Here is a 25,959-nt window from a genome sequence, read left to right as displayed (position 1 = left end):
ACGACACCGGAGCGACGATGACCCACGGCGCGGAGGCCACGACGCCCTCGACGCACCTCCTACGACGGCTCAACGCCGAGCGCGTCCTGCAGCAGGTGTGGGACGGCGACCCGGTGACGGCCAGCGCCCTCATGGCCGCCACCGGCCTGGCCCGCTCCACCGTCCTCGCGCTGTGCCGGGAGCTCACCGACCGTGGATGGCTCGTCGAGCTCGACGACGCGCGCGCCGCCGGCGCGTACACGAAGGGCCGCCCGGCGCTGCGGTACGCCTTCCGCCCCGACGCCGCGCTCGTCGTCGGGGTGGACGCCGGTCAGCACCGCGTCTCCGCGGCGGTGGCCGACCTGCACGGGCGGGTACTCGCGGAGGAGGCGGTGCAGGTCGACCCCGCCAGCGACGCCGACGCCCGCCGGGCGACGGTCCGCGCCGCCGTGGACGCCGCGGTCGCGCGCTCCGGCCGGGGCGACCGCGAGGTCGTGGCCGCGGTGCTGGGGGTGCCGGCGCCGGTCGGGACGACCGGCGTCCCGGCGGGGGAGCGCAACCCCTTCTGGGCCCGGATGAACCCCGGGCTGGACGACCTGTTCGCCGCCCGCGGCTGGGACACCGTCGTCGAGAACGACGCGAACCTCGCCGCCGTCGCGGAGGCCGAGCACGGCGACGGCGTCGCGGCGTACGCGGCGCTCCTGGTCGGGGAGCGGATCGGGGCCGGGATCGTCCTGGACGGCACGCTGCGCCGGGGGCCGCGCGGCGCGATCGGCGAGATGCGCATCCTCGACATGGTGGAGGGCGTGGGGTCCAGCGACGGGCTCGGCGCCCTGGCCCGCGACGAGGCCCGCCGGCTCCTCCGGCGGCCGGAGTCGGCGGGGAGCGCGCTGGCGGACGTCCCGCTCGACCGCCTCGATGCCGAGCACGTGCTCGCGGCCGCCGCCGCGGGCGACGCCGTCGGGACGCAGGTCCGGGACGCCCTGGCCGACCGCCTGGCGCGGGTGTGCGCCGTGCTGTCGGGGCTGCTGGACCTCGACCGGGTCATCGTCACCGGGGCGATGGCGCCCGCGCTGGGGCCCGTCGTCGAGCGGGCGCGGGCGCTCCTCCCGGCGCACCTGCACGACCCGGCGGTCGAGGTGGTGGTCTCCGACCTCGGGCCGGACGTCGTGCGGACCGGAGCGGTGCGCCTCGCCGTCGACCACGTGCGGGCGCGGGCCCTCGACCGGGACCTGCCGGCGGCCGCGGAGGGGTGAACCTCGCCCGGCCCGCCGGGCTGTGACCTGTCGCACGGGTGACGGCCGCCACCATCGGTCCGCCGGGGCGTCGGCGTCGGGGTTCCGTTCATAGGGTGGACGTCCGCGTCCGACGACCCAGGAGACACCCGATGACCCACGCACGCACGCGCCCGGCCGCCCGACGGGCCGCCGCCCTGATCGGCGGGACCCTTGCGGCGGGCCTCGCGCTCGCGGGCTGCAGCGGGTCCGACGACGCGGCGGCGGGCGCCGAGCCGACGTCGAGCGCCGCGTCGGACGGCACCGCGGACGGCACCACGGACGGCACCACGGACGAGGCGGCCGACGGCGACGCGCAGGTCGGGGCCACGTCCACCGTCCGCTACAGCGACGAGAACCGGACGGTGCTCACGCTGGACCGGGTGCAGGTGGAGCAGCTGACGGGTGCCGACCTCGCGGCGGGCGGCGTGGCCGACGCCATGGCCGTCCTCGCGGAGCGCGGCACGTGGGCGAGCGGCGCGACGGCGGACCACGCGGGCGTCATCGTCGAGGCGGCCGGGCGCGAGTCCGACCGGATCGACCAGGTGCTCAACAAGCTGGCCGACGACCGGGACGTCGAGCTACGGCTGTTCGTCCAGCACGACGACCGCGGGCACGTCGCGCACTTCGGCGAGGACGACGGCACCGACGACGAGGGCTGACCGTCGACCGGGCGTCGACCGGGCGTCGACCGGGCGAGCGGCGCCGCCGTCAGCGCGAGCGCAGGAGGGTGATGAACTCGTCGGCCATCTCGAGCTTCCGCGCCAGGCCCGCCCGCCGCTCCTCGGCCGCGGACAGGTAGCCGTCCAGGCGGACGCGAGCATCGCCGGCGCCCTCGCCCTCGAGCGCGCCCGCTTCGAGGGCGTCGGTGATCTCCAGCAGCTCCGCCATCTCCTCGAGCGTGAAGCCCAGCGGCTTCATCCGGCGCACGAGGAGCAGCCGCGAGACGTCGTCCTCGGTGTAGAGGCGGAACCCGCCCTCGCTGCGCGCCGACGGCCGCACCAGGCCGACCTCGTCGTAGTGCCGCAAGGTGCGCAGGGACAGGCCGGTGCGGGTCGCGACGGCGCCGATGTGCTGGGTTGCGTCGGGGGAGGGCTCGGCCATGGGGTCCAGTCTGACCGATGCGGGGTGCTGGCGAGGACGCCGGCGGCTGGAACCCTACCCTCACGTGAGGGTAGAGTTCCGGGCGCCGCGGGCGTGCCCGCACCTCCCCGCACCGAACGGAATCCACGTGTCACACGAGCCGCGCACCTCCCTGCCCGATCCCGCCCCTGAGCCGACGCCCGTGGCGGGCGCCCCCGAGGCCGCGGCCTCCGGCTCCTTCCGGGCCGCCTTCGGCTCGGTCAAGATCCTGCGCACCGAGGTGCTGGCCGGGCTCGTCGTCGGGCTCGCCCTCATCCCGGAGGCGATCGCCTTCTCGATCATCGCGGGCGTGGACCCCCGGGTGGGGCTGTTCGCGGCGTTCACGATGGCCGTGACCATCTCGTTCGTGGGTGGCCGGCCGGCGATGATCTCGGCCGCCACCGGTGCGGTCGCCCTCGTGATCGCACCGGTGGTGCGCGAGCACGGGCTGGACTACCTGGTCGCGACGGTGATCCTGGGCGGCGTCATCCAGGTCGTGCTGGGGCTGCTCGGCGTCGCGCGGCTCATGCGGTTCATCCCGCGGTCGGTGATGGTCGGCTTCGTCAACGCGCTCGCGATCCTCATCTTCGCCTCGCAGCTGCCGCACCTGCAGCACGTGCCGTTCGCGGTGTACCCGATGGTCCTGGCGGGCATCGCGATCATGGTCTTCTTCCCCCGCCTGACCCGGGTGGTGCCCGCGCCGCTCGTCGCGATCGTCCTGCTCACGCTGGTCACCGTCGTGGCCGCGATCGCCGTCCCGACGGTCGGCGACGAGGGCGCGCTGCCCGAGTCGCTGCCCACCTTGTTCTTCCCCGACGTGCCGCTGAACCTCGAGACGCTGACGATCATCGCGCCGTACGCCCTGGGGATGGCGCTGGTCGGGCTCATCGAGTCGCTGCTCACGGCCAAGCTGGTCGACGACATCACGGACACGCACTCGAACAAGACCCGCGAGTCGTGGGGCCAGGGCGTGGCGAACGTCGTCACCGGGTTCTTCGGCGGCATGGGCGGCTGCGCCATGATCGGCCAGACCATGATCAACGTGAAGGTCTCCGGCGCACGCACCCGGCTGTCGACGTTCCTCGCCGGCGTGTTCCTGCTGGTCCTGGTGGTCGGCCTGGGCGACGTGGTCGCGGTCATCCCGATGGCCGCCCTCGTGGCGGTGATGGTCATGGTGTCGGTCGGCACGTTCGACTGGCACTCGATCCGCCCCTCGACGCTGCGCCGGATGCCGAGGTCGGAGACGGCGGTCATGCTCGCGACGGTCGTCGTCACCGTCGCGACCCACAACCTCGCCATCGGTGTCGCGGTCGGCGTGGTCGTCGCGGCAGTCCTGTTCCTGCAGCGGGTGTCGCACCTCACGACGGTGACCCGCCTGGACGCGGACGACGCCGACGACGAGCGCGTCTACGCCGTCGACGGCGAGCTCTTCTTCGCGTCGTCGAACGACCTCGTCTACCAGTTCGACTACACGGCCGACCCGCACCGCGTCGTCATCGACATGTCGACGGCGCACGTGTGGGACGCCTCGACGGTGGCCGCCCTCGACGCCGTCCAGCACAAGTACGCCCAGCACGGCACGAGCGTCGAGTTCCGCGGCCTGGACGCCGACAGCGCCGCGCGGCTCGAGCGCCTCGCCGGCCGGCTCGGCGCCGGCCACTGACCACGGAGGTCAGCGGGCGGCGGCCGTGACCTCGGTCGGGGACCCCGTCGGGGCCTCGGGCGGGGGCGTCTCCTCGGGTTCCTCCGTCATCCCCGTGCGCAGCACGATCAGCCCGACGAGGGGCACGGCGGCGGACAGCATGATCGAGACCATCCGGATGCCGTAGTCGTTGACGACCGCGCCGCCGACGCCGGCGATGAGCAGGGCCACGAGCACGGGCCGCAGCAGCGGCCACGTCGCCTCGGTGCGCAGCAGCCACGTGGCCCGCAGGCGCCGGCCGCCCCACAGGACGGCGACGAGCGCGAGCAGGACGGCGAGGGCGAGCCAGGCCGGCACCCCGCCCGTGAGGGAGCGCAGTGCGTAGCCGGCCTTGCGGGTGATCGTCTCGAGGGCGGTGCCGTCGACCACGGACTGCACGAACGCGCCGAGGTGGGTGCGCTGCTCGGGCGGCCGCAGCCAGTCGACGACGCCGATGGCGGCGACGAGCAGCACGCCAGCGAGCCCGGCGAGGAGCAGCCGCCGCCACGTGACGCGCGCCTCGAGCACCCCGAGCACGACGACGACGAACACGGGCAGCAGCACGAGCCCGCCGCCGACGTCCGCGCCGAGGGTGGGCCACACGCTGACGACCAGGGTGACGAGTCCGATCACGGACGCGACGACGCCGGCGGGGATCTTCCCCCAGCGCCGGCGGACGGCGGTGGCGAGCCCGGCGGCGGCGATCACCGCGGCGGTCGCGTAGATCGAGTACGTGGGGTTGCCGAACCCGTAGTAGCGGCCGCCGAGCGTCGGGGCGGAGCCCAGCGGGCTGCCCCGGTGCAGCGGCGTGCCCAGCGCGGCGTCGACGGTGAGGACGACGAACGTGAGGGTCGCGACCACCGTCGCCCCTGCCCACACGGGCCGCCGGGGCGCGAGGGCGCCGACGAGCGCCACGAGCGCGGTGCTCGCGCCGAGCGTCGCCCACAGGGCGGTGGCGGGCTCCGCGAGGCGCCACCAGCCCCACGCGGTCATGAGGAACGCGGCGGCGGGCACGGCCGCGCTCACCAGCAGCACGGCGTCGAGCACGCGGGCCCAGCGGCCGGCGGCGCGCGGGGAGGTGCGGCGCAGGCGCGGCAGCAGCAGCACGACGAGCGCGAACGCGGCGAGCCCCACGTACGCGGGGAGGGTCGTCACGGTGCCCGTCGTGACGCGCAGCATGTGGTCGCGCTCGGTGAGCCCGGCCAGCTCGCGGACCGTGGCGCCGGTGCCGCCGGGACGCTCGGCGGCCAGCTCGATCGGCGAGCCGCTGAGGTCGGCCGGCACGGGCAGGCCGAACGCGGTGACGAGGGTGGTGGGCACGTCGAGCAGCCGCACCACGCCGAGCCAGTGGGTGGCGCCGGAGGTGAGGTAGGCGGGCGCGTCGTCGGCGTCGGCGTCGGCGACGCCGACCCCGAGGGACGGCCGGCCGGGCGCCGGGTTGCCGACGTCCATCACCAGCACGGTCGCCTCAGGAGGCACGGCGGCCAGGACACGGCCGACGGTCGCGTCGACCGCGCGCAGGGCGGTGTCCCGCGCGGGGCCGTCGGTCGTGACGTCCTCGGGCAGCGGGACCGTGCCCGTGTAGCCCTCCGGGTCGGGGTGGTAGGGCGCATCGCCCGCGTCGACGACGGTGACGGGGCACGAGAAGGTGTCGGCAGGGTCGGCCAGCGCGCCGTCGAGGTCGCGGTACCGGGCCACCGCGCCGTCCCGCCCGGCGAGGGCGAGCGCGGCGCCGGGGGCGACCGCCGTCGTGCAGACGTCGCCGTCCGCGAGGGCGTCGCCCAGCACGCCGAGGGTCGGGCGGAACTCCGACGACGACTGCAGCGCGGAGAGCCCCTCCCAGCCGTCGACCGTCGCGGCGCCGTCGTCCGTGGCGCTCACGTCCCAGGGCGCGCACGCCCAGGTGTCGTCCACGGTCTCGCCGGTCACGGGGCTGCGCCCGGAAGACAGCCCCAGCCACCCGGCGGCGGGGCAGCGCGCCGACGCGCCGCCGACCGCGGGCGTGACGCCGGCGCCGCTGGCGCCGTCGCGCAGCACGTCCCACAGGGTGGGGGTGGCGGACGGGCTGATGTCCTCCCAGCGCAGGCCCTCGGTGCCGACGATCACCACGGGGTGCTCGTCGTCCACCACGGGCGTGCCGCCGGCGGACACGTCGCCGGCGCGCGCCTGCTCGGAGCCGGGCAGAGCGGTGCTGCCCACGAGGAGCGCCACGAGCAGCCCCGCCGACGTCCCGACGAGCACCGCCGGCACACGGGAGAGCGGCGGGCCGGCCGAGCGCCGGGCGTCGCGGGCCCGGCCCTCGTCTGTCGCGGCGGCCGCGCGGGCCTCGTCCTCGCCCTGGGCGAGCCGGCCGGCGACGAGCACCGGCACCGCGAGCGCGAGCATGATGGCGGCCACCGCGACGCCGGAGTCGTTGAGCAGGGTGCCGACGGCCGCGGTCACGACCAGCGCCACGACGAGCCGGCGCAGCAGCGGGTCCTGCCGGTACGCGCGGGCGAGGCCGTCGAGGCGGGCGCGCTCCGGGGCGAGCACCGCCCACGCGGCGGCGACGCACACGAGCAGCGCCGCGGCGCCGGCCGGGTTGGCGACCGTCGCCCAGGCGCCCGCGGCCTTGCCCGCCACCACGCCGACGGCGCGCCCCTCGACGACGGACTCGACGAACCCGCCCAGGTGGCTGCCCGGCCCGGGCAGGAGCCAGTCCACGACCGACACGACGGCGACGAGGAGCACGGTGCCCGCGGCCACCAGCAGCACGCGGCGCCAGGTGATGCGGATCCCGGCGACGCCGAGCGCCAGCACCGCGAACCCGGGGGCGAGTGCGAGGATGCCGCCGAAGTCCGCACCGAACGGGGGCAGACCGTCGACGAGGACCGTCACGACGCCCACCGCGGCGGCCGCCCAGGCGGCGCGCGCCGGGCTGCCGCCGCGGGCGCGCACGGCCGCGGCGACCCCCGCGGCGAGCACGAGCCCGGCCACGGCGTAGACGGCGAACACGGTGTTGGAGAAGCCGTAGAAGCGCGCGCCGAGCGACGGCGCCGGGCCGAGCAGCGACCCCTGCTGCAGGGTCGTGCCGGTGAGCCCGTCGACGGTGAGGACCAGCCAGGTGACGCCCGCGAGGGCGGTCGTGAGCCGCCACGGCGACGGCGGCAGGAGCCGGCGGGCGAACCACGCGACCAGGGCCGCGGCCAGGGCGGCGAGGCTGAGCCACAGCACCAGGGTGGTGACCGGGGACGGCGCCGCCCACCAGCGCGAGAGCGTGGCCAGGGACGCGGCGACGGGCAGGCTCGACGCGACCACGAGGACGCCGAGCCCGACGCGCCGTCCGTACCGGGGTCGCGCGTCGTCGTCGCGGGTGCCGCGGCGGCGCGCGAGCAGCAGCGCCCCGACCACCACGAGGTCCGCCAGCCCGACGAGCCCCAGCACCAGCGGGGACAGGCGCGGCACCGTGTCGGTGAGCACGCTGAGGTACTGCCGGTTCTCCACGGTGCGGGCCACGGAGATGCGGCGGTCGTCGCCGCGCTCCAGCGGGGACCCGGTGAACGGCGTGAGGGCCTGGGTCATTGCGGCCTCGTCCTCGGCCGCGTCGTCGTCCGTGGCCGCGTCCCCGGTGTCCCCGGGGTCGCCGGTCGCGGCGGGGGTGGCGTCGTCGGTCGGCGCGGTCCCGGAGAGGGCGCCGCCCGTCACGGTGTCGGCGACGGTCGCGGACAGGTCCGCGAGCACCACGACGCCCGCCCAGCGCGACGACGTCGAGGTGAGCCAGGCCGCCCTCCCGCCGGGCGACGTCCAGTCGACCACCACCTGGAGGTCCGACGGGCCCAGCGGCGTGTCGGAGATGCCCGCCACCACCAGCCGCCCGCCCTGGGGGAGCAGGTCGGCCAGCGCGCCCACCTGGTCGTCGAGCGTCTCGACGGCGGCCGTCCGCTCGCTCGCGGCGTCCGGCAGCACGCCCAGGTCGACGACGGTGGCCGGGCACGCCGCGACCTGCTCGGCGGTGAGCTGCCCCGCGTCGGACAGGTAGCGCGGCACGGTCCCGTCGTCGTCCGCGAGCGCGACGGCCGCCCCCGGCCCGACGGCGGTCGCGCAGGCGCCCGCGACGTCGGTGACCTCGCCCAGCGCGCCGGGCTGCGCCGTGCTCGACGTCAGCGGGTCGCTCGCGGCGAGGTCCGCCCAGCCCGGCACCTGCGCGGACACCGGGGTGACCGCGTCCGCGTCCTGGGCGTCCCCCGTCGTGGGCGGCGTCGGCAGCGACGGGCAGCCGAGGGCGGTCCCCTCGGCCTGGTCGGCGGTGTCGTCCGCGGCCTCGTCGGCGCTCGCCGCGTCGTCGGGCTGCGCCGCGGCCTTGCTGCCGGCGGACAGCGTGAGCCACGCGTCGAGCGGGCAGGTGGGGGAGAGGGTGCGCACCGCGATCGACGCGACCGACCCGCCGCCGATGAGCCGCCACAGGTGCGGGGTGCGCACGGCGTCGACGTCGGACCACTGGAGGCCGGAGACCCCCGCGAGCACCAGCGGGGTCTCGGGCGCCGCGCCCTCGGCGGGGTCGTCCGCCGCGGCCGCGGACGGCGCGCCCGCGAGGAGGCCGACGAGCGCGGCGACGAGCACGAGGACGCGGGCAGGGCGGATCACGCGGGCCAGCCTATGCATGCGCAGGTCGGGCCCGGCGGACGTCCGGCGCCGGGCGCCGGACGTTCACGCGATCATCCCGTCCGGACCACGAGCGCGCCGGGCTCCACCCAGGTCTCCAGCTCGACGGCGCTGCCGAGCGGGTCGCCGTCGACCTGCGCCTGCTCGCCGTCGTCCACCCGGATCACCGCTCGTCGTGCGCGGGTGTGGTCGATCCGGCCGATCTTGCCGGGCAGGTCGTTGCGCACGCCGAGGCCCTGCGCCACGACCTCCCCGAAGAGCTGCGCCCACCCGGCGAGGCCGCCGCGGGTGTCGATCGCGGCGACGTCGAGCTCGCCGTCGTCGATCACGGCGTCCGGCAGCAGCGTGATCCCGCCGGGCAGCCGCCCGCAGTTGCCCACCATGAAGCTGCGCAGCCGTGCCTCGACCTCCTCGCCGTCGTCGAGACGGATCGTCGCGCGCATCCGCCGGCCGTGCAGGTGCCGTGCGCCGGCGAAGAAGTACGCCACCCAGCCGACCCGGGCCTTGAGCTCGTCGTCGGCGTCCGCCACCATCGCGGCGTCGAACCCGAGGCCCGCGATGACGAGGAAGATGTGCGCCTGGTCGGGGTCGTCCGGCTGCTCGGCGTCCGGGGCGTACTCGGTGACGCGGGCCCGGCCCACGTCGATGGCACGGTCCTCGCCGCCGAGGACGATGGCGACCGCGTCGGTGACCGACGTCAGCGGCAGGTCGAGGTTGCGGGCCAGCAGGTTGCCCGTGCCGACGGGGATGAGCCCCATGGGGCGCCCTGAGCCGGACAGCGCCTCCGCGACGGCCCGCACCGTGCCGTCGCCGCCGGCGGCGACCACGACGTCGGCCCCGTCCGCGAGCGCCTGGCGCGCCTGGCCCGTGCCGGGGTCGTCCACGGTGGTCTCGTAGAAGAGGGGCCGGGGCAGCGCGGCGTCGGCGCACACGCGCTCGACGACGGAGCGCACGTCGGCGGCCCCCTCCTTGGAGGGGTTGATGACGACGGCGAGCAGCATGCCCCGCGCCCCGCCGTCCTGCGCGCGCTGCCCGTCCGGCTCGGCGACGGCGTGCCCCCGCGTGCGGGCCTGGCGCCACAGCACCAGCGCCACGGTGAGCACGCCGAGGGCGACGGCGAGCGCGACGACCAGCGCGACCCAGGCGTACTCATCCGGCATGAGCGCAACCTACGACGGATCGGGCCCCAGGACCCACCGAGGTGGCGCGTGTCTCCCGTGAGGTAGTCCGAGATCCCGCGAGGTAGTTCTGGACTCGGCGAGGTAGTCCGAGATCCCGCGAGGTAGTTCGGCGAGCAGAGGTGCGGATATCCGTGCGGCCGCCGAGGGCCCGGCCGTTAGGCTTGCGGGCGTGATCGACCTCCGACTGCTGCGCGACAACCCCGACGTCGTCCGTGCGAGCCAGCTGGCCCGCGGCGACGACCCCGCCCTCGTGGACGCGGCGCTCGACGCCGACGCGCGCCGTCGCTCCTCCCTGACGGAGTTCGAGTCGCTGCGCGCGGAGCAGAAGGCGCTCGGCAAGCTGGTGGCGAAGGCCCAGGGCGACGAGAAGGCGCAGCTGCTGGCCCGCACCAAGCACCTCGCGGAGCAGGTCAAGGCGCGCCAGGCCGAGGCGTCGGACGCCGAGAAGCAGGTCGACGAGCTGCTGTACGGGATCGCGAACGTCGTCGAGGGTGCCCCTCCCGGGGGCGAGGACGACTTCCTCGTGGTCAAGGAGGTCGGCGCGCCGCGCGACTTCGCGGCCGAGGGCTTCGCCCCGCGCGACCACCTGGAGCTGGGCGAGGGGCTGGCCGCCATCGACACCGCGCGCGGCGCGAAGGTGTCGGGCTCGCGGTTCTACTTCCTCACCGGGATCGGCGCCCGCCTCGAGCTGGCGATCCTCAACGCGGCGATCGACCAGGCGGTGAGCGCGGGCTTCACCCCGATGATCACGCCGACGCTGGTGAAGCCGGACACGATGCGCGGCACCGGGTTCCTCGGCAGCCACGCGGACGAGGTCTACCACCTCGAGAAGGACGACCTGTACCTGGTCGGCACCAGCGAGGTGGCGCTCGCGGGCTACCACGCGGACGAGATCCTCGACCTGTCCGGCGGCCCGAAGCGGTACGCCGGGTGGAGCGCGTGCTACCGGCGCGAGGCCGGCGCCGCGGGCCGCGACACCCGCGGCATCATCCGCGTCCACCAGTTCCAGAAGGTGGAGATGTTCAGCTACTGCGACCCGGAGGACGCCGCCGCCGAGCACCAGCGCCTGCTCGCCTGGGAGGAGGCCATGCTCGCGAAGGCCGAGCTGCCCTACCGGGTCATCGACACCGCGGCCGGAGACCTCGGCACGTCCGCCGCCCGCAAGTTCGACTGCGAGGCGTGGCTGCCCACGCAGGAGCGCTTCCTCGAGCTCACGTCGACGTCGAACTGCACCACGTTCCAGGCCCGCCGGCTGGGCGTGCGCGAGCGGACCGTCGACGGGACCACCCGTCCCGTCGCGACGCTCAACGGCACGCTGGGCACCACGCGCTGGATCGTCGCGATCCTGGAGAACCACCAGCAGGCCGACGGATCGGTCCGCGTGCCGGAGGGCCTGCGGCCCTACCTGGGCGGCCTCGAGGTGCTGACTCCCGTTGGTTGAGCCTGTCGAGACCCACGCCCCCCGACTCGTCGCCCTCGACATCGACGGCACGCTCCTCGGGTACGACGGCGGCCTGTCGCCGGCGGTGCGCGAGGCCGTGGCCGCGGTCCAGGAGGCGGGGCACCACGTGGTGCTGTCCTCCGGCCGGTCGCTCATCGCGATGGTGCCGGTGGCCGAGCTGCTCGGGATCACCACCGGCTGGATGGTCTGCTCGAACGGCGCCGTGACGGTGCGCCTCGACCCGGGCGTGCCGAACGGCTGGGAGCTCGACCAGGTCGTGACGTTCGACCCCGAGCCCGCGCTGCGGCTGCTGCGCACCGAGCTGCCCGACGCCCGCTACGCGGTGGAGGACATCGGCGTCGGCTTCCGCATGAACGCGCTCTTCCCCGACGGCGAGCTCGACGGCGTGCACCAGGTCGTCGACTTCGAGCAGCTCTGGGCCCGCGAGGTGACGCGCGTCGTCATCCGCAGCCCCGAGCGCACCCCCGAGGAGTTCAGCGAGATGGCCGCCCGCATCGGCCTGGGCGACGTCACCTACGCCGTCGGCTGGACCGCCTGGATGGACGTGGCCCCGAAGGGCGTCACCAAGGCGTCCGGGCTGGAGCGGCTGCGCGAGCGGCTCGGCGTCGTCCCCGCCGCCACCGTGGCCGTGGGCGACGGGCGCAACGACGTCGACATGCTGCGCTGGGCCGGCCGGGGCGTCGCCATGGGCCACGCGGACGAGGTGGTGCGCTCGGCCGCGGACGAGGTCACCGGCACGGTGGACGAGGACGGCGTCGTCCCCGTCCTGCTCTCCCTGCCGAGGTAGTTCGAAACCCGCCGAGGTAGTTCGAAGGGCGGCCCGCATCGTCTGCGGGCCGCCCTTCGAACTACCTCGGCGGGTTTCGAACTACCTCGGCAGGTCAGTCGCGCGCGGAGAGGACGACCGGGCCGTCGTCCGTGACGGCGATCGTGTGCTCGCTGTGGGCGCCGCGGGAGCCGTCGGCGGCGCGGAGGGTCCAGCCGTCGGGGTCGGTGTAGATCTCGTCGGTGGTCTCGAGGAACCACGGCTCGATCGCGATGACCAGGCCCGCCTTGAGCGGGAAGCCGCGCCCCGCGCGACCGTCGTTGGGGACGTGCGGGTCGCCGTGCATCGTGCGCCCGACGCCGTGCCCGCCGAAGTCCGTGTTGATCGCGTAGCCGGCCCCGCGGGCGACCTTCGCGATGGCGGCGGAGATGTCGCCGACCTTGTTGCCGACGAGCGCGGCGGCGATACCGGCCTCGAGGGCGACCTCCGTCGTCTCGATGAGCTTCGCGTCCGCCGCGGCGCGCTGCGGCGTCGGGGAGGAGCCGACGACGAACGACACCGCCGAGTCGGCCACCCAGCCGTCGACGGAGGCGGCGAAGTCGATGCTCAGCAGGTCGCCGTCGCGCAGGGCGTAGTCGTGGGGGAGCCCGTGCAGCACCGCGTCGTTGACGGACGTGCAGATCACCTTGCCGAACGGCATCGCGCCGAACGACGGGTGGTAGTCGATGTAGCAGGACTCGGCACCCCGGTCGCGGATCATGCGGTGCGCGAGAGCGTCCAGCTCGAGCAGGTTCACCCCGACCGCCGCGGCGTCGCGCACCGCGGTGAGCACCTCGCCCACGAAGCGTCCCGCGGGGCGCATCTGGTCGATCTCTCGCGGGCTCCTCAGCTCGATCATGACGGTCCTCTCGAAGTGCTCGTGACACGGGGTAGGGCACCAGGGTGTCACGAATCGTCACCGAGTCGTGACCCTGAAACGCGTTGCGGGAACTTGCACCGGACGGTGCAGGTGCGATCCACTCACGGTGGAGGCAGTATCCCGGTCAGGGGGACCTGAGGATCACGGGCCGCCACCGGTGGGCAAACTTCCGTGGACCACGATGCAGTGGAGGAGCTTGGCGATGACCAGACGACGGACGACGGCGCGACGACGCGCGCTGGCAATCGCGGCCGGCGGTGCGGGCCTCGCGCTCGTGCTCGCGGCCTGCAGTGACCCGGACGGCGAGGGCGGGGCCGGTGAGGAGGGCGGGTCCAGCGCCTCGGCAGCGAGCATCGACTGCTCGGCCTACGAGGAGTTCGGGGACATCGACGGCAAGACGGTGAGCGTCTACACCTCGATCGTCGACCCGGAGGGCGCGACGCAGGAAGCGTCCTACGACGCGTTCGAGGAGTGCACGGGCGTCACGGTCGAGTACGAGCCGTCCCGTGAGTTCGAGGCGCAGCTGCTGGTACGCGTCAAGGCGGGGAACGCGCCCGACATCGCGTACCTGCCGCAGCCCGGGCTGCTCAACACGATCGTGAAGGACTACCCCGACGCGATCCAGCCGGCGCCGGACGCGACGGCGGCCAACGTGGACGAGTTCTGGAACGAGACGTGGAAGGGGTACGGCACGGTCGACGGCACCTTCTACTCGGCCCCGCTGGGCGCCAACGCGAAATCCTTCGTCTGGTACTCGCCGTCGATGTTCGCCGACGCGGGCTACGAGGTTCCCCAGACCTGGACCGAGCTCATGGACCTCACCCAGAAGATCCACGACGACAACGACGGCGCCAAGGTCTGGTGCGCCGGGGTGGAGTCCGGCGACGCCACCGGCTGGCCGGGCACCGACTTCATCGAGGACATGATGCTGCGCACCGCGGGCGTCGAGGACTACGAGAAGTGGTACACGCACGAGATCCCGTTCAACGACCCGAAGGTGGTCGAGGCGTGGGACACCGCGGGTGAAATCCTCAAGAACCCGGACTACGTCAACGCGGGCCTGGGCGAGGTCAACTCGATCGCCACGCAGTCGTGGACCGACGCCGGCAACGGCATCCTCGACGGCAACTGCTGGCTGCACCGCGCGGCGAACTTCTACCAGACGCAGTGGCCCGAGGGCACCGAGGTGTCCGAGGACGGCGACGTCTTCGCGTTCTACCTGCCGACCGACCAGCCCGACGTCAAGCCGATGCTCGGCGGCGGCGAGTTCGTCGCCGCGTTCAACGACAAGCCCGAGGTGCAGGCCTTCCAGACCTACCTCTCCAGCGCGGACTGGGCCAACCAGAAGGCGCTGAGCACCCCGGACGGCGGGTGGGTGAGCGCCAACAGCGGGCTCGACCCGAACAACCTGGCCACTGAGTTCGACCAGTACGTGGCGGGCGTCCTGACCGACCCGGACACGGTCGTCGCGTTCGACGCGTCGGACCTCATGCCCGGCGAGGTCGGTGCCGGCACGTTCTGGACCGGCATCGTGGAATGGCTCACGGGGGCGAGCACCCAGGAGGTCACCGACAAGATCGAGGCGTCCTGGCCGAAGTGAGCCGGTGCGCCGCGTGATCCTTGTTCGACCGCTCGGCCCGGGCACGTCGCACGACGTGCCCGGGCCGAGCGTCCCGACTCCTGATCCGACTCCTCGGGAGGTCGTCGATGACCTGGTTGCTCGAGCCCGACACCACGTCGCAGAAGTTCATGCTCATGGTGGTCGCCGTGGTCCTGTTCGCCGCGGTGATGGGCCTCATCCTGTTCCTGGTGGACCGTCCGAAGCGGATCCCGTCGTGGGTCGTGGCGCTCGGGTTCGTCGGGGTGCCCCTGCTGTTCCTCGCCTACGGGTTGGTGCGCCCCGGCCTGATCACGCTCTGGCAGTCGTTCTTCAACCGCAACGGCACCGAGTTCATCGGCGTTGACAACTACGTGCGGGCCTTCACCGAGGGTCAGTTCCAACACGTGCTCGTGGTCACGGCGGCCTGGGTGATCCTGGCGCCGCTGCTGAGCGCCGTCATCGGGCTGTCGTACGCCGTGCTGGTCGACCGCACCCGGTTCGAGAAGCTCGCCAAGGCGCTCGTCTTCGTGCCGATGGCGATCTCCATGGTCGGCGCCTCGATCATCTGGAAGTTCGTCTACGAGTTCCGGCCCGACCAGCCCGGCATCAACCAGATCGGCCTGCTCAACCAGGTGCTCGTCTGGGTCGGCCTGCCTCCGCAGCAGTTCCTCATCGGGCAGCCCTGGAACACCTGGTTCCTCATCGTGGTGATGATCTGGATCCAGACCGGGTTCGCGATGACGGTGCTGTCCGCGGCGGTCAAGGCCATCCCCGACGACATCGTCGAGGCCGCGCGGCTCGACGGGCTGCACGGCATGGGCATGTTCCGCTACATCACGGTGCCGAGCATCCGGCCGGCCCTCGTCGTCGTGCTGACCACGATCGCGATGGGCACGCTGAAGGCCTTCGACATCGTCCGCACCATGACCGGCGGCCAGTTCGGCACCCAGGTGGTGGCGAACGAGTTCTACACGCAGGCGTTCCGGCAGGGCAACCAGGGACTCGCGGCGGCGCTCGCCGTGGTCCTGTTCATCCTCGTGATCCCGATCATCGCCTACAACGTGCGGCAGATGCGCCAGTCGGAGGAGATCCGATGACCTCGACCCCCACGCCCGGGCAGGCCGTCACGGGCTCTGCGCTCGACGACGACGTCCCGCAGAACCAGATCCGCAAGCTCTCTCGTCTGGAGCGCAGGGCGATCGCCACCAAGGGCAGGCTCAGCTCTCCGTGGGCGTCCGGCATCGCGATCATCATCGCCATCCTGTGGACGATCCCGTCGCTCGGGCTGCTCATCAGCTCGTTCCGACCTCAGGACGACATCCGCCGCAGCGGTTGGTGGACCGTGTTCGGCGACCTGTTCAACGGGACCGCCGAGTTCACGATGGACAACTACAACGAGGCGCTGTACGGCAACAGCAACGACCTGTCCACGTTCTTCGTCAACTCGTTCGTCATCACGATCCCCGCGGTCCTGATCCCGATCACTCTCTCGCTCCTGGCCGCGTACGCGTTCGCCTGGATCAAGTTCCCGGGCCGGAACTTCCTCTTCATCGCGGTCTTCTCCCTCCAGGTGGTGCCGCTGCAGATCGCCCTCGTGCCGCTGCTGTCGGACTACGTCAACTGGGGCGTCAACGGCAGCTACTGGACCGTGTGGCTCTCGCACTCGATCTTCGCCCTGCCGCTGGCGATCTTCCTGCTGCACAACTTCATGAAGGACATCCCTGCGTCGCTGGTGGAGGCGGCACGGGTCGATGGCGCCGGGCACGTGAAGATCTTCTTCCGGGTGCTCTTTCCGCTGCTCGTCCCGGCGATCGCCTCGTTCGGGATCTTCCAGTTCCTGTGGGTGTGGAACGACCTGCTGGTCGGGCTGACGTTCGCGGCCCCGGAGTATCAGCCTCTGACGGTGAAGATCGCCGAGCTGGCGGGCACGCGCGGCGGCGACTGGTACCTCCTGACCGCCGGCGCGTTCATCTCGATGATCGTGCCTCTGGTCGTGTTCATCGCGCTGCAGCGCTTCTTCGTCCGCGGCATGCTCGCGGGTGCGGTCAAGGGCTGAGCCGACCGACCGCGGGGACGACGACGGCGGCCCGGGCGTGATGCCCGGGCCGCCGTCGTCGTGCGTGGTGCGTCAGCCGCGTCAGACCGCGGGCGGCGCGGACGGCGAGCCGTAGGGCCCGGCCGGGAGCGGCACGCCCTTCGGGTCCGGGCCGAAGCGGTTCGGGCCGATGGTGCCGGGCTGCGCGTACAGCACGATCATGATGATCCCGCCGACGAACGGGATGACGCTCAGCCACCAGAAGAAGCCCGAGCGGTCCTGGTCGTGCAGGCGGCGGATCATGACGGCGAGGGTCGGCAGGATGAGCGCCAGGCCGACCAGGCCCCAGATCACGGTGACGGCGATGGCGCCTGCGGCCAGGCCGGTCGACGTGTCGGTCATGGTCGAGTCCGGGTTCGTCGTCGCGGCCGACGCGCCGCCGGTGATCAGGAACAGGATCCCGAAGACGGCGTTGACGATGATGATGAAGAGGTAGAAGAACCAGAACTCCGAGCGGCGCGCGCGGCCCGAGAAGTTGGCGTACTGCGAGAAGACGGACTTGATCGCGTCCGGAACGACATGACGGCCTCACTGGGTCGATGGAGGGGGCGGTGGGTGCGGCGCGAGTCGATCACGTGCGCCCGTCGCGTGCGGCCCCCGGTAGCCCCGCGAGCGTAGGGCGGGCGTGCACCGGTCGTCCAGGGGGCGCGCACGTTTCGTCCACATTCGCGGGACGGGGTGATCTCCCCGGCCGACGGTGGGGCCGCCGCAGGGACCCGTATGCTCCCGTGGTGCCGACCGCTGCCCCGAACCACCGGTCCGCCGTGGACCGCGTGCCGGCACCGCTGCTCTTCCTCGTCTCCGGCCTCACCCTCTACGCGGGGGCGGCCGTCGCGGTGGGGCTCTTCGACCTGCTCGGGGCGCCGACCGTCGGGTGGTGGCGCATCGCGCTCGCGGCCGTCGTGCTCCTTGCGTGGCGGCGGCCCTGGCGTCGGCGCTGGACCCGTCGCGACCTGGCCGCCGCCGCGCTCTTCGGCGTCGTTCTCGCGGCGATGAACGTCGTGTTCTACGTGGCGGTCGACCACCTCCCGCTCGGCGTCGCCGTCGCGATCGAGTTCCTCGGCCCCGTCGCCGTCGCCGCGATCACCGGGCGCGGCTGGCAGGAGCGCGCCGCGATCGCCGTCGCCGCTGCCGGCGTCGTCCTGCTCGCCGGCGTCACGCTCGCCTCCGGGATCTCCCGCGAGGACGCCGTCGTGGGCCTGGCCGCCGTTCTCGCGGCCGCCGCGTGCTGGGCCGGCTACATCGTGCTGGGCAAGCGGGTCGCCGGTGCCGGGACGGGGATCGACGGCCTCGCCGTCGGCATGGCCGCGGGCGGGATCGCCTTTGCCCCGTTCTTCGCGTCGTCCGCGGCGACCGTCGTCACGGACGTCCCGCTCCTCCTCTTCCTGCTCGTCGTGGCCGTCTGCTCGTCCGTCGTCCCGTACGTGCTCGACCAGGTGGTGCTCCGGCGCGTCGGCACCGCGACCTTCTCCGTCATGCTCGCGCTGCTGCCCGCCACCGCCGTGCTCGTCGGCGCCGTCGTCCTGCGGCAGATCCCCACCTGGCCCGAGCTGGTCGGCCTGGTGCTCGTCTCCGGCGCCATCGCCCTGACCTCGCGCACCTGACCCCCGGCACGCGGGGGTGGTCCGGGAGGCCGCGAGGTGGTGCGAGACCCGGCGAGGTGGTCGGAGTGCCGCGCCCGCGCTAGAGGTACTGGCCGGGGAAGGACGGCGGTCGTCGCCACCGGCCTGCCGCGGGCCGGCGTCGGCGCCGGGGCCGAACGGCGTGGGCCCCGCACCGGGCGGGAGGGCACGACGCATCTGGGAGAGCTGCGCCTGCGCGGCCATCTGCTGCGCGACGAGCGCCGTCTGGATCCCGTGGAAGAGGCCCTCGAGCCAGCCGACGAGTTGGGCCTGCGCCACCCGCAGCTCGGCGTCGGAGGGGACGCCCTCGTCGGAGAACGGCAGGGTGATGCGGTGCAGTTCCTCGACGAGGTCGGGGACAGGCCCTCCTCCAGCTCGCTGAGGGAGCGCTCGTGGATCTCGGCCAGGCGGGTGCGCGCGGCGTCGTCGAGCGGGGCGTCGCGCACCTCGTCGAGCAGCCGCTTGATCATGCCGCCGATGCGCATGACCTTCGCCGGCTCCTCGATGCGGGACGTCTCCTGCACTTCCGCGACGACGGCGTCGTGCGCGGCTTCCTCGACGGCGGGGCCCGCGGCCTCCCCGTCCGGCGTGACCACGGAGGTCCGCGTCTCGTCGTCGCGGTCTCGAGTGCTGTCGTCGCTCTCGGTCATCCCCCCAGTGTGGCCCACGGCACCGACGGGGGCCGGTCAGGGGACCAGCAGGATCTTGCCGAACGGGGACCCGGACTCCATCAGCTCGTGCGCGGCGGGGGCGTCCGCGAAGGGCACCCGGGCGTGCACGACGGGCCGGACCCGGCCGTCCTCGACCATCGGCCACACGCGCTCGCGCACGGTCGCGACCAGCGCCGCCTTCTCCTCGACGCTGCGCGGGCGCAGCAGCGTCCCGGTGACCCAGGCCTGCTTGGCCATGAGGGCGTTCAGGTCCAGCTCGCCGCGGCGTCCCTGCTGCAGGCCGATGACGACGAGCCGGCCGCCGGGCGCGAGGGCGCGCACGTTGTCGCCCAGGCCGCCGGCGCCGAGCACGTCCAGCACGACGTCGGCCCCGCGGCCGTCCGTCGCGTCGCGCACGGCGTCCACCACGTCCTGCGCGCGGTGGTCGACGCCGACCGTCGCGCCGAGGTCGACGCACCGGGCGGCCCGCTCCGGCCCGCCCGCGGTGGCGACGACACGGGCCCCGAGCGCGGCCCCCAGCTGCACCGCGACGCTGCCCACGCCGCCCGAGCCGCCCTGCACCAGCAGCGTCTCGCCCGCGCGGAGCCGGGCGGTGTCCACCAGGTTGGTCCACGCCGTGCAGACGGCCTCCGGGAGCGCGGCGCCGTCGACCAGGTCCACCCCCGCCGGCAGCGGCAGCAGCTGTGTAGACCGAGCCACGACCTGCTCCGCGTACCCGCCGCCCTCGAGCAGCGCGACGACCTGGTCCCCGGGCGCCCACGCCGTCACTCCGGGGCCGAGCGCGCGGACCGTACCCGAGATCTCGAGGCCCGGCCACTCGGGAGCGCCCTTCGGCGGCGGGTAGTTTCCGGCGCGTTGGAGCAGGTCAGCGCGGTTGACGCCCGCGGCCGCGACGTCGACGAGCACCTCGCCGGGGCCCGGTTTGCCCGGGTTGATGAGGGATAGGGTGAGTTTCCCTGGACCGCCAGGTGCCGATATCGTGACCGCTCGCACACCGATGGAGCCTACTCCCGCGCCTGGAAGCCCAGCCGGGCACGCGGACTGGTGCCGGACGTGATGGCACCCACCCGGGGGCTGGCCGGCTTCCGCTCGGCCGCACCCCCGACGAACAGTGATGGAGAGAGGTTCAGATGCTCCGCAGGTTGGGCGTTCGCGGGAAGATTCTTGCGACACTCGCCGTGCCGATCTTCGTCCTGGCGCTGACGGCGGGGTGGATCACCTGGCAGTCGCTGCAGGAGAACCGCAGCGCCGAGCAGACGGCGGCTCTCATGGAGTCGCTGGAGCTGCAGGACGCCGCCGGCTCGGCGGTCGCCGCCGAGCGCGCGACGAACATCGCCGCGTCGCTGGGGATCCCCGATGCCAAGAAGGCGCTCGTCAAGGCGCAGGAGACCACCGATCGGGTCCTCGACCAGCGCGACGAGGCGCTCGAGGTCCTGGACATCAGCGCGCTGCCGACCAACGTCCAGGACGCGGTGAACCGCACGCTGCGGGACCGGACCGTGCTCGACGAGCTGCAGCGCAAGGTCATCTCCGGCCAGCTCACGGAGCCGCGCGCCACCGAGCAGTACACGGCGCTCAGCGAGAACGCCCTGGACGTACCGCGCTCCGTGGCCCAGAGCGGCACCGACGCCGGCCTCACGCGCCACATCAACGCCTACACCTCCCTCGACGAGGCGATGCTCGCCAACACGCTCGAGCGGCCGATCGCCGGCGGCGTGCTGGCCGCCATCGCGGCGGGGCAGTCCCCGGGTGCCGATCTCAACGGCCGCATGGTCACTCAGCTGCAGTCCACGGACTCCCTGCGCACCGAGGCGCAGGAGCAGCTCGACCAGATCCCGGGCGGGTTCGAGCTCCCGCCCTACGAGGACGACCTGGACCAGCTGCGGCTCCAGCTGCGCTACCTGAACCTCTCCGGCCTCGACCAAGAGGCCGCCGCCCAGTGGAACGACCTCTCGCAGGGCTGGGTCGACGCGACGCAGCCGGTGCGCGACGACGTCCGTGACGCGACCGTCGCGTACTCGAACGACCTGGCCGGCGACGCCCGCACGGCCGCCCTCCTCACCGGCGCCGCGGCGTTCGGCGTCGTGCTCGTGTCGTTCCTGCTGGCCCTGCTCATCGCCCGCCGCATCGTGCAGCCGCTGGCCCGCCTCACCGCCGCGACCGCGGACGTGCGCGACCGCCTGCCGCGCATGGTCGAGCAGATGGCCGTGCCGGGTCAGGCGCCGTCGATCGACCTCGTCCAGGTGCCGGTCGAGTCGAGCGACGAGATCGGTCGGCTCGCGGCGTCGTTCAACGAGGTGAACGAGACGACGATGGTCGTGGCGCGCGAGCAGGCGGCGCTCCGCGGCTCGATCGCCGAGATGTTCGTCAACGTGGCCCGCCGCGACCAGGTGCTCCTGAACCGCCAGCTCTCGTTCCTCGACGAGCTGGAGCGGTCGGAGGAGGACCCGAGCACGCTGTCGAACCTGTTCCGGCTCGACCACCTCGCCACGCGAATGCGCCGCAACGCGGAGTCCCTGCTCGTGCTCGCGGGCATCGACTCCGGCCGCCGCGTGCGCAACCCGATGCCGGTCTCCGACGTCGTCCGTACGGCGTCGTCCGAGATCGAGCTCTACGACCGCGTCCGGCTCAACCTGGGCGTCGACCCGCACATGCTCGGCCACAACGCGCTGAGCGCCGCCCACCTGCTGGCGGAGCTGCTCGAGAACGCGACGATGTTCTCCGAGCCGCACACCCCCGTGGAGGTCACGACGACGCGCGACGAGCGCGGCGTCGTCGTCACGGTCCGCGACCACGGTCTCGGGATGAGCCCCGAGGAGATCGCCGACGCCAACACGAAGGTGTCGAGCCGTACGGCGTCGGACGCCGTGGGCGCCCAGCGCCTCGGCCTCTTCGTGGTCGGCCGTCTCGCCGACCGGCTGAACGCGCAGGTCCGCTACCGCACGGGCGACGGCGGCACCGGCACCGAGGTCACGGTCGTCTTCCCGGCGGACCTGTTCCTGCCCGACGACGCGCTCCCGCTGCCGCAGCCGACCGACCCGCTGGAGGCGGGGACGCAGACCGCGGCCGCCGGTTTCGGCGGCCAGCTCGCCGGCCAGGCCGAGGAGCCCCCGCGGGTCCCGTCGCCCCCGAGCCCGTCGCCGCGCCCGCCGCGGCGTTCACGCCCCTCGGCGACGAGGCGTACACCACCCCGACCCCGGCTGTCGCCGAGGCGGCGCCGCTCGCCGCGGAGCCCCCGGCCGCGGTCCCGGTCGACCTGGACGCGCTGACCGACGGCACGACGTCGATCGGCATGCCGCGCCGCCGACGGTCCGGCGTCGCGACCGACGGCGCCGGGTCGGGCGCCTCGGGCGGCCGGCCCGACACGGGCCCGATCGTGCTGCCGCCGCTCGAGGCCCCGGTGCTCCCGGACCTGGCGGACGACACCACGGTCGACGGGTGGCGCCCGCCCGCCCAGGTCGAGTCCTCGTCGACGTCGTCGCTCCCCAGCCGGCACCGGGCGCAGCCCGAGCCGGTGGCCGCGGAGCCCGAGCCGGTGTCCGCGCCCGTGCTGGGCGTCGACCAGCGCGCGGGGCTGTTCTCCAGCTTCCGCTCGATGGGCTCGATCGACGTCGCCGAGACCGAGAGCACGCTGCAGCTCGACGCGGTGACGGAGGACCCGGCGGCCCTCCCGGACGGCCTCGCGCCGCTGCACCCGGCCGAGCCGGAGGCCCCGGTCCCGTCCGCGTGGGCCGCGCCCGTCGAGGAGCGCGTCGCACCGGCACCGTCGGTGTGGGCGCCCGCGCAGGCCGAGGAGCCCGTCGCGCTGCCCGAGCCGTACCGACCGGCCACCGAGGCGGCCCCGGCCGTCGCGATGCCCACGCGGGACGCCTACCCGGCACCGGTCGCCCGCCAGGAGCCGGTGCACCAGCAGCCGGTGCACCACGAGCCGGTGCATCACGAGCCCGCGCCCACGCTGTACGCGGAGCCGACCGCCTCGTCGTTCGACCCGGTGGTGCGCGAGGTGCCGGAGCCCGCTCCGGGGACGTCGTTCGACCCGGTCACGTCGTTCGACCCGCCCGCGCGTGACGACGCGTTCGGGGCGGACGAGGCTGCTGCGGCGCGGGGGCGCGGGACACCGGCGCCCAGGACGCGTTCCAGGAGCTCCCCGCGTTCGAGGACCTGATCACCGATCTGCCGACCCGCCGGGCCGCACGGGAGAGCGTCGCGGCGCAGAGCCGCAAGCGTGGCCTGTTCGGGCGCAAGCCCTCGTCCGAGGAGCCGGCTCCCCTCGCGGCGACGCCGTTCCCCTCCACGTCGGTCCCGCCCGAGCCCACCCGGCACGAGCCGGCTCCGTTCGGCGGAGCGCCGGCGGCGTACGAGGCTCCGAGGAGGTCGCGCCGCGGCCGGAGGTCCGGGAGGAGCCCGCTCCCGCCCCGACGTCCTCCTACGGGGGCTCGGTGCTGCCGCTGCGGCCCACGGAGACGGCCGGGCAGGACCCGCTCGACCCCCACTTCGTGCCCGACACCGTCGAGGCGCGGTCGGAGTGGATGGCCTCGGCCGTCCTGTACGAGGAGATGTCCACGATGCTGCAGCGCGGCGTCTTCCAGGAAGGGAACGTGACTTCGACGAACGACGAGCAGACGTACCGCCCGACGACGGTGGCGAACGAGCCCGGCGGCCTGGTGCGTCGCCAGCGGGCCGAGGCGGCCTCGTCGACCGAGCGGTTCACCGCCCGCATCGAGCGCGACCCGGAGCAGCTGCGCTCGCGTCTGTCGGCCTTCCAGTCGGCGACCAGCCGCGGCCGCGACGACGCCGGAGCGGTCAGGGCCTCGACGCCGGCCGCCCCTACCGTGAATGATGTCCCTGGATCGGCGCCGCAGCAGCGGTGACCTGCGCCTTCGGCGTACCAACGAGGAGGAAGCGTGACCCTCAGTACTGAAGCGACCAACTTCGGGTGGCTTCTCGACAACTTCGTGCGCACCGTCCCGGGCAGCCGCCACACGCTGGTGGTCTCGGCGGACGGTCTGCTCATGGCGATGTCCGACCAGCTCGACCGCACCAGCGGCGACCAGCTCGCGGCGATCGTCTCCGGCATGTCGAGCCTGACCCGCGGGGCGTCCCGCCAGCTCGACGGCGGCAACGTGCGCCAGGCCGTCATCGAGATGGACAACGGGTTCCTCTTCCTGATGAACGTGTCGAACGGTTCCGTCCTGGCCGTGGTCGCCGAGTCGTCCTGCGACATCGGGCTCATCGGCTACGAGATGGCGCTGCTCGTGTCCCGCACGGAGGCCACCCTCACTCCGCAGCTGATCTCGGAGATGCGCGGCAACCTCCCGGTGGACGGCGCGACGCGTTCCGCGCGGGTGGGATGAGGTCGCGACCATGACGCACGCATCGTTCGGTTCTCTGGGTGCGCACTCGGCAGACGGCTACGAGGCCTCGACGGTGCGTCCCTATGCGGTCACCGGTGGCCGCGTCCGTTCCGCCCTGTCCGACCTGCCGCTCGAGGCGCTGGTCGAGGTGATGCCCGGCGCCGTGACGAGCGTCGGGCTCACCCCCGAGAAGCGGGCGATCCTGCAGCACGCCGCGCACACCTACGTGTCGATCGCGGAGCTCTCCGCGCTGCTGCGCCTGCCCCTCGGCGTCGTCCGCATCCTGGTCGCGGACATGCAGGAGGAGGGGCACATCACCGTGCACACCTCGACCCCGGTCAACGTCCACACGGGTCACGGCAGTTCCCACTCGGGCCTGTCCCTGAGCGTCTTGGAGAGTGTTCTCAATGGCATTTCCGCCCTCTGACAGCCCGACGCCCGGCGCGTCCGGGGGGATGTCCCCGGCCTGGGCGCCGGTCTCGCAGACCGTCGGCGCGGTGAGCGCGCCGGCGGTCGGCGGCGCTCCGGCAGCGGGCGGCGCCCCGCAGCGGCAGAGCGTGCTCGGGGGCGCCTCGACGGGGACCGCGAGGCAGCCCGGCCGGCCACCGTCGCGGCCCCGGGCCCGATCACGTCGGTGCCGACGGCCACGAGCTCCCCGCGCCCGGTCGCGCAGCAGGTGCCGGCTGCCGCCCCGCAGGCGTCGGTGGGCCCGCAGGCGTCCGCGGCGCAGCCGACGACGGCTCCGCAGCCGGCCGCCGAGCGCCCCGTGGACCAGGTGGCGGCGCAGCCGCCGCCGCGGCGGCCCCGGCGCAGCGGTCGGGCGCCCCGACCGTCACGAAGATCGTCGTGGCCGGCGGGTTCGCGGTCGGCAAGACGACGTTCATCGGGTCGATCTCCGACGTCGAGCCGCTGAACACCGAGGCCGCGATGACGGAGCACTCGGTGGGCGTCGACGACGCGGGCGGGGTCTCCGACCGTAAGACCACCACCACGGTGGCGATGACTTCGGTCGCGTGGCGCTGCCGGGCAACCTGTGGCTCTACCTGTTCGGCACCCCGGGCCAGGACCGCTTCCTGTTCATGTGGGACGACCTCATCCGCGGTGCCATCGGCGCCGTGGTGCTGGTCGACACGGACCGGCTGGAGCAGTGCTTCCCGGCGATCGACTACTTCGAGTCGCGGGGCGTGCCCTTCGTCGTCGGCGTGAACTGCTTCGACGGCGTCGCGAAGCACCGCCTCGAGGACGTCCGCGAGGCGCTGCAGATCCCGGCGCACGTGCCGATGCTGTACACGGACGCCCGCTCGCGCGCGGCGACGAAGCAGACGCTCATCTCCCTCGTGCAGCTCGCGATGCGCCAGCTGCGCTCGGGCGGCGGCGCGGCCTGACGGACGCTGCCCGCACGTCGCGTCCGCGGCCCCGGACCGCCTCGGCGGTCCGGGGCCGCGGCCGTGCCCGGCCGCTACACTGCTGTGCCGGACGGGCCGCCTGCGCGGCCGTCCCGGGAGGGCTGACAGAGCGGCCTAATGTGACGGTCTTGAAAACCGTTGTGCGGCAACGCACCGGGGGTTCGAATCCCTCGCCCTCCGCCACCA

20 protein-coding genes, 1 tRNA gene and 2 pseudogenes are annotated in these 25,959 nt (G+C 74.0%); 16 read left to right on the top strand and 7 right to left on the bottom strand.

Annotation, left to right across the window (positions count from 1 at the left end; genetic code table 11):
• The first annotated feature begins 17 nt into the window (after positions 1-17).
• Together ACQFYA_RS19175 and ACQFYA_RS19170 are read left to right on the top strand one after the other, a co-directional pair.
• On the top strand, positions 18-1,235 hold the full coding sequence (locus ACQFYA_RS19175; RefSeq protein ID WP_499126797.1) for an ROK family protein: 1,218 nt from the start codon (positions 18-20) through the stop codon (positions 1,233-1,235).
• Positions 1,236-1,366: 131 nt separating this feature from the next.
• Positions 1,367-1,915: a hypothetical protein gene (locus ACQFYA_RS19170; protein WP_499126795.1), complete on the top strand. Its 549-nt coding sequence runs from the start codon at positions 1,367-1,369 to the stop codon at positions 1,913-1,915.
• A 49-nt stretch (positions 1,916-1,964) separates the two neighbouring features.
• Here ACQFYA_RS19170 and ACQFYA_RS19165 read toward each other — a convergent pair whose 3' ends face one another.
• The gene (locus tag ACQFYA_RS19165; RefSeq protein ID WP_499126794.1) at positions 1,965-2,357 is read right to left on the bottom strand and encodes a MerR family transcriptional regulator; all 393 of its coding nucleotides are present in this window, start codon (positions 2,355-2,357) and stop codon (positions 1,965-1,967) included.
• A 127-nt stretch (positions 2,358-2,484) separates the two neighbouring features.
• On the opposite strand from ACQFYA_RS19165, the gene ACQFYA_RS19160 reads away from it, so the two are divergent.
• Positions 2,485-4,038: a SulP family inorganic anion transporter gene (locus ACQFYA_RS19160; protein WP_499126792.1), complete on the top strand. Its 1,554-nt coding sequence runs from the start codon at positions 2,485-2,487 to the stop codon at positions 4,036-4,038.
• A 9-nt stretch (positions 4,039-4,047) separates the two neighbouring features.
• Here ACQFYA_RS19160 and ACQFYA_RS19155 read toward each other — a convergent pair whose 3' ends face one another.
• Both ACQFYA_RS19155 and ACQFYA_RS19150 read right to left on the bottom strand, forming a co-directional pair.
• Positions 4,048-8,679 (bottom strand): hypothetical protein, encoded by a 4,632-nt coding sequence (locus ACQFYA_RS19155; RefSeq protein ID WP_499126790.1) that lies wholly within the window; start codon positions 8,677-8,679, stop codon positions 4,048-4,050.
• Positions 8,680-8,750: 71 nt separating this feature from the next.
• Positions 8,751-9,857, bottom strand: coding sequence for a diacylglycerol/lipid kinase family protein (locus ACQFYA_RS19150; protein ID WP_499126788.1), 1,107 nt, complete (start codon positions 9,855-9,857; stop codon positions 8,751-8,753).
• Between the two features lie 190 nt (positions 9,858-10,047).
• On the opposite strand from ACQFYA_RS19150, the gene serS reads away from it, so the two are divergent.
• Together serS and ACQFYA_RS19140 are read left to right on the top strand one after the other, a co-directional pair.
• Positions 10,048-11,319, top strand: coding sequence for a serine--tRNA ligase (serS, locus tag ACQFYA_RS19145; protein WP_499126786.1), 1,272 nt, complete (start codon positions 10,048-10,050; stop codon positions 11,317-11,319).
• Positions 11,312-12,127: an HAD family hydrolase gene (locus ACQFYA_RS19140; RefSeq protein WP_499126784.1), complete on the top strand. Its 816-nt coding sequence runs from the start codon at positions 11,312-11,314 to the stop codon at positions 12,125-12,127. The genes serS and ACQFYA_RS19140 overlap by 8 nt, the downstream gene beginning before the upstream one ends.
• A 94-nt stretch (positions 12,128-12,221) precedes the next feature.
• On the opposite strand, the gene map is transcribed toward ACQFYA_RS19140, so the two are convergent.
• The gene (map, locus tag ACQFYA_RS19135; RefSeq protein ID WP_499126783.1) at positions 12,222-13,004 is read right to left on the bottom strand and encodes a type I methionyl aminopeptidase; all 783 of its coding nucleotides are present in this window, start codon (positions 13,002-13,004) and stop codon (positions 12,222-12,224) included.
• A 223-nt stretch (positions 13,005-13,227) separates the two neighbouring features.
• On the opposite strand from map, the gene ACQFYA_RS19130 reads away from it, so the two are divergent.
• From ACQFYA_RS19130 to ACQFYA_RS19120, 3 genes are all read left to right on the top strand, one after another.
• Complete coding sequence (locus ACQFYA_RS19130) at positions 13,228-14,625, top strand: ABC transporter substrate-binding protein (RefSeq protein WP_499126781.1); 1,398 nt, start codon at positions 13,228-13,230, stop codon at positions 14,623-14,625.
• A gap of 107 nt (positions 14,626-14,732) precedes the next feature.
• Complete coding sequence (locus ACQFYA_RS19125) at positions 14,733-15,722, top strand: carbohydrate ABC transporter permease (protein ID WP_499126779.1); 990 nt, start codon at positions 14,733-14,735, stop codon at positions 15,720-15,722.
• Complete coding sequence (locus tag ACQFYA_RS19120; RefSeq protein WP_499126777.1) at positions 15,719-16,681, top strand: carbohydrate ABC transporter permease; 963 nt, start codon at positions 15,719-15,721, stop codon at positions 16,679-16,681. Before ACQFYA_RS19125 ends, ACQFYA_RS19120 begins: the two co-directional genes overlap by 4 nt.
• A gap of 81 nt (positions 16,682-16,762) precedes the next feature.
• On the opposite strand, the gene ACQFYA_RS19115 is transcribed toward ACQFYA_RS19120, so the two are convergent.
• Positions 16,763-17,224 (bottom strand): DUF805 domain-containing protein, encoded by a 462-nt coding sequence (locus ACQFYA_RS19115; RefSeq protein ID WP_499127611.1) that lies wholly within the window; start codon positions 17,222-17,224, stop codon positions 16,763-16,765.
• A 269-nt stretch (positions 17,225-17,493) separates the two neighbouring features.
• On the opposite strand from ACQFYA_RS19115, the gene ACQFYA_RS19110 reads away from it, so the two are divergent.
• Entirely contained in the window at positions 17,494-18,324 is an 831-nt protein-coding gene (locus ACQFYA_RS19110; protein ID WP_499127610.1) for an EamA family transporter, read from the top strand.
• A gap of 93 nt (positions 18,325-18,417) precedes the next feature.
• Here ACQFYA_RS19110 and ACQFYA_RS19105 read toward each other — a convergent pair.
• Positions 18,418-18,992, bottom strand: a pseudogene (locus ACQFYA_RS19105) (bacterial proteasome activator family protein); the annotation flags it as partial.
• A 36-nt stretch (positions 18,993-19,028) separates the two neighbouring features.
• Entirely contained in the window at positions 19,029-20,006 is a 978-nt protein-coding gene (locus ACQFYA_RS19100) for an NAD(P)H-quinone oxidoreductase (RefSeq protein WP_499126776.1), read from the bottom strand.
• Positions 20,007-20,191: 185 nt separating this feature from the next.
• On the opposite strand from ACQFYA_RS19100, the gene ACQFYA_RS19095 reads away from it, so the two are divergent.
• From ACQFYA_RS19095 to ACQFYA_RS19065, 7 genes and pseudogenes are all read left to right on the top strand, one after another.
• Complete coding sequence (locus ACQFYA_RS19095; RefSeq protein WP_499126774.1) at positions 20,192-22,282, top strand: sensor histidine kinase; 2,091 nt, start codon at positions 20,192-20,194, stop codon at positions 22,280-22,282.
• A gap of 23 nt (positions 22,283-22,305) precedes the next feature.
• Entirely contained in the window at positions 22,306-23,178 is an 873-nt protein-coding gene (locus ACQFYA_RS19090) for a hypothetical protein (RefSeq protein WP_499126772.1), read from the top strand.
• 274 nt (positions 23,179-23,452) lie between these two features.
• The gene (locus ACQFYA_RS19085; RefSeq protein WP_499126771.1) at positions 23,453-23,884 is read left to right on the top strand and encodes a hypothetical protein; all 432 of its coding nucleotides are present in this window, start codon (positions 23,453-23,455) and stop codon (positions 23,882-23,884) included.
• 33 nt (positions 23,885-23,917) lie between these two features.
• Entirely contained in the window at positions 23,918-24,367 is a 450-nt protein-coding gene (locus tag ACQFYA_RS19080) for a roadblock/LC7 domain-containing protein (RefSeq protein ID WP_499126769.1), read from the top strand.
• A 10-nt stretch (positions 24,368-24,377) separates the two neighbouring features.
• Entirely contained in the window at positions 24,378-24,794 is a 417-nt protein-coding gene (locus ACQFYA_RS19075; protein ID WP_429730019.1) for a DUF742 domain-containing protein, read from the top strand.
• Between the two features lie 413 nt (positions 24,795-25,207).
• Positions 25,208-25,752, top strand: a pseudogene (locus tag ACQFYA_RS19070) (GTP-binding protein).
• Between the two features lie 116 nt (positions 25,753-25,868).
• Positions 25,869-25,956 (top strand) — tRNA-Ser (locus ACQFYA_RS19065).
• Positions 25,957-25,959: the final 3 nt, after the last annotated feature.

This window comes from Promicromonospora sp. Marseille-Q5078, from assembly GCF_050315395.1.
Classification (GTDB): Bacteria; Actinomycetota; Actinomycetes; order Actinomycetales; family Cellulomonadaceae; genus Isoptericola.
Note: the sequence above shows the minus strand (reverse complement) of the source record. Positions and strands in the feature narration are given on the sequence as shown.

Coding starts and splice junctions, on each gene's coding strand:
- ACQFYA_RS19175 (WP_499126797.1), top strand. CDS start 18: ATGACCCACGGCGCGGAGGCCACGACGCCCTCGACGCACCTCCTACGA.
- ACQFYA_RS19170 (WP_499126795.1), top strand. CDS start 1,367: ATGACCCACGCACGCACGCGCCCGGCCGCCCGACGGGCCGCCGCCCTG.
- ACQFYA_RS19165 (WP_499126794.1), bottom strand. CDS start 2,357: ATGGCCGAGCCCTCCCCCGACGCAACCCAGCACATCGGCGCCGTCGCG.
- ACQFYA_RS19150 (WP_499126788.1), bottom strand. CDS start 9,857: ATGCCGGATGAGTACGCCTGGGTCGCGCTGGTCGTCGCGCTCGCCGTC.
- map (WP_499126783.1), bottom strand. CDS start 13,004: ATGATCGAGCTGAGGAGCCCGCGAGAGATCGACCAGATGCGCCCCGCG.
- ACQFYA_RS19130 (WP_499126781.1), top strand. CDS start 13,228: ATGACCAGACGACGGACGACGGCGCGACGACGCGCGCTGGCAATCGCG.
- ACQFYA_RS19125 (WP_499126779.1), top strand. CDS start 14,733: ATGACCTGGTTGCTCGAGCCCGACACCACGTCGCAGAAGTTCATGCTC.
- ACQFYA_RS19120 (WP_499126777.1), top strand. CDS start 15,719: ATGACCTCGACCCCCACGCCCGGGCAGGCCGTCACGGGCTCTGCGCTC.
- ACQFYA_RS19090 (WP_499126772.1), top strand. CDS start 22,306: ATGCCGCGCCGCCGACGGTCCGGCGTCGCGACCGACGGCGCCGGGTCG.
- ACQFYA_RS19075 (WP_429730019.1), top strand. CDS start 24,378: ATGACGCACGCATCGTTCGGTTCTCTGGGTGCGCACTCGGCAGACGGC.